Here is a 2,656-nt window from a genome sequence, read left to right on the forward strand (position 1 = left end):
CGCCGCCGATTTGGCGCACCGCGTGGGGGCTCTGCTGCTCCTCGACGGCTGTCAGGCTGTGCCACGGCTGCCGGTGAACGTTCAGGAACTCGGCTGCGACTTCTACGTCTTCTCCGCCCATAAGCTCTACGGCCCCACCGGCATCGGCGTGCTCTGGGGCAAGGGCGACCTCCTCGATGCGATGCCGCCGATGCACGGCGGCGGAGCGATGATCGACAAGGTCTCCTTCTCCGGAACCACCTTCGCGCCGCCGCCGGCGCGGTTCGAAGCGGGCACTCCCCACGTCGTCGGCGTCCTCGGGCTTCATGCGGCGATCGACTATGTCGACGGCATCGGCCTCGACGCCATCGCGGCGCATGAGGAGGCTCTGGTGCGTGAAGCGCGGGACGCGCTCTCCTCGCTGAACAGCGTTCGCATCTTCGGCCCCGAGGACTCGGCCGGCATCATCAGTTTCGCGATCGAGGGCGTGCATCCGCACGATATCGGCACCATCTTGGATGAGAGCAGGGTCGCGATCCGGGCCGGCCACCATTGCGCCCAGCCGCTCATGGAGCATCTCGGCGTGGATGCGACCGCACGGGCGAGCTTCGGGGTTTATAACGGCAGGCAGGATGTCGAGGCGCTGGTGCGCGGCATCGAACGAGTGACGAGAATCTTCGGATGAATGAGGAACGCAAGATCGAGACCGAGGAAGTGACGGAGGTCGCCAGCCCACCACGCGCCCGCGTGTCTGAGACGCTCGAGCGCAAGCGTGACTATCTGGAAGGCTTCCTCGCGCAGCAGCCGAAGGAAACCGCGCCGGTGGAACCGGGGGGCGATCTCTACGAGGCCGTGATTGAGGCGCTCAAGGAGATTTACGATCCCGAGATCCCGGTTAACATCTACGACCTCGGCCTCATCTACAAGGTCGAGATCAGCCCCGAGAACCACGCCAAGGTCGAGATGACCCTGACCACGCCGCACTGCCCCGTCGCCGAATCCATGCCGGGCGAGGTCGAGCTCCGCGTCGGCGCAGTCCCGGGCATCGGCCATGCCGAGGTCGAGCTCGTCTGGGATCCACCATGGGACCCGCAGAAGATGAGCGACGAGGCCAAGCTCGAACTTGGAATGCTTTAGACATTCCCCTCCCTGGAAGGGAGGGGATTAAGGGGTGGGTAGCGAGCGAGCGAGCCAAGGCTCGCACCCACCCCCCGGCCCCTCCCTTCCAGGGAGGGAGGAGGAAAAGAGATGACTGAGACCACGACCAAGATCCGTACCCGTCCGGCGGCTTTGAGCCTGACCCCGGCCGCCGAGGCGCGCATTGCCGAGCTGATGTCGAAGGCACCGGAGGGCACGGTGGGCGTGAAGCTCTCGACGCCCCGCCGCGGCTGCTCGGGCCTCGCTTACTCCGTCGATTACGTCCACGAGGCGAAGCCCTTCGACGAGAAGATCGAGACGCCCGGCGGCGTCTTCTACATCGACGGCCCGAGCGTCCTCTATCTGATCGGCAGCCGGATGGACTGGAAGGAAGACGATTTCACCGCCGGCTTCGTGTTCGACAATCCGAACGCCAAGGGCACGTGCGGCTGCGGCGAGAGCTTCACCGTCTGATCGCGGGACATCGCTTCGTCGTGCGACGGGCCGAAGCGGCAAGGCTGCAACAAAAGCAAAAGGAGCGGGTTTCAGCTTCCAGGTAGAAGGTACGGGCGGCGGGCTGATTGGAGAGCCAAGATGCATAAGCCCCTCTTTGCCTTTCTCACTCTCGCGGCTCTCCCGGCGGCCGCTTTGGCGCAGACTCCCGCCTCCGGCGAATGGACGGTCAGCGGCAGCGCCCAGGGCTGCATCGCCCACACGACCCTTCCGCACGGCACCGTCCTCTCGCTGCTTGCGGGCCCGGGGCAGGACAGCCTGCTCTTCCTGATGCAGAACAAGGGTTGGTCCTCTCTCCAGGAGGGAAGCCGCCACAAGGTTGCCGTCCAGCTCGACGGCCGCAGCCCCTGGCAGTTCGACGCGGTCGCCAGGACGGAGCTCGATTCCGACGGACCCGGCCTGCTCTTCACCGTCGCTCCGGGCGAAGCGGAGGGCGCCAAGTTCATCAACGAGTTGGCCGGCGCCGACGGCCTCAACGTCGGGCAAAACGGCAAGCAGCTCGAAGGCGCGCGCCTCAGCGGCGGCGGCTCGGCGATCACCCGCCTCGCCCAATGCATGTCGCGCATGTGGGGCGGAACCGGTTCTGCTCCGGAAGCGGTCGCCGCGTCGTCGGGCGGAGTCCCGCTCTGACCGGTGCTTCCGGTCCGGTCGCTCAAACCCTCTGGCGCTGACCGCCGATTCGGTTAGGTTCCCCGTTCCTCAAGGGGGTGCCGATGGCGGGTGACGACGATCGGGTGAACGAAGCCGAGCCGGCAGTGCTCGTGGTCGAGGACGAGGAGCTCGTCCGCATCGACAATTGCGAGCGGCTCGAGCAGGCGGGGCTCACCGTCCTCGAGGCCGCGGACGCCGACGAAGCGCTGGCCCTGCTGGAGGCTCACCCCGAGGTCCGGGTGCTCGTGACCGACGTGAAGATGCCCGGCTGGATGTCCGGGATCGATCTCGCCCGCCAGGTGGAGAAGAGGTGGCCGGAGATCAGCATCCTCGTCACCTCCGCCTTCTACAGCGCGGACGAGCGGGAGCTGCCCGA

The 2,656-nt window shown here is 66.6% G+C and carries 5 protein-coding genes; all 5 read left to right on the plus strand.

The window, feature by feature from the left end:
- On the plus strand, positions 1-664 hold a 664-nt coding region (locus tag VF662_RS12240; protein WP_464141564.1), incomplete at its 5' end, for an aminotransferase class V-fold PLP-dependent enzyme.
- Positions 661-1,116, plus strand: a complete 456-nt coding sequence (locus VF662_RS12245) for an SUF system Fe-S cluster assembly protein (RefSeq protein WP_464141566.1) — start codon at positions 661-663, stop codon at positions 1,114-1,116. The genes VF662_RS12240 and VF662_RS12245, both read left to right, overlap by 4 nt.
- Before the next feature lie 111 nt (positions 1,117-1,227).
- Complete coding sequence (locus VF662_RS12250; RefSeq protein ID WP_464141568.1) at positions 1,228-1,590, plus strand: HesB/IscA family protein; 363 nt, start codon at positions 1,228-1,230, stop codon at positions 1,588-1,590.
- 120 nt (positions 1,591-1,710) lie between these two features.
- Positions 1,711-2,259, plus strand: coding sequence for a hypothetical protein (locus tag VF662_RS12255; protein ID WP_464141571.1), 549 nt, complete (start codon positions 1,711-1,713; stop codon positions 2,257-2,259).
- Positions 2,260-2,342: 83 nt separating this feature from the next.
- Positions 2,343-2,656 (plus strand): response regulator (locus VF662_RS12260; protein ID WP_464141573.1); only part of this gene is annotated, 314 nt, incomplete at its 3' end.

The sequence above is a fragment of the Allosphingosinicella sp. genome (assembly GCF_036387215.1).
Taxonomy (GTDB): domain Bacteria; phylum Pseudomonadota; class Alphaproteobacteria; order Sphingomonadales; family Sphingomonadaceae; genus Allosphingosinicella.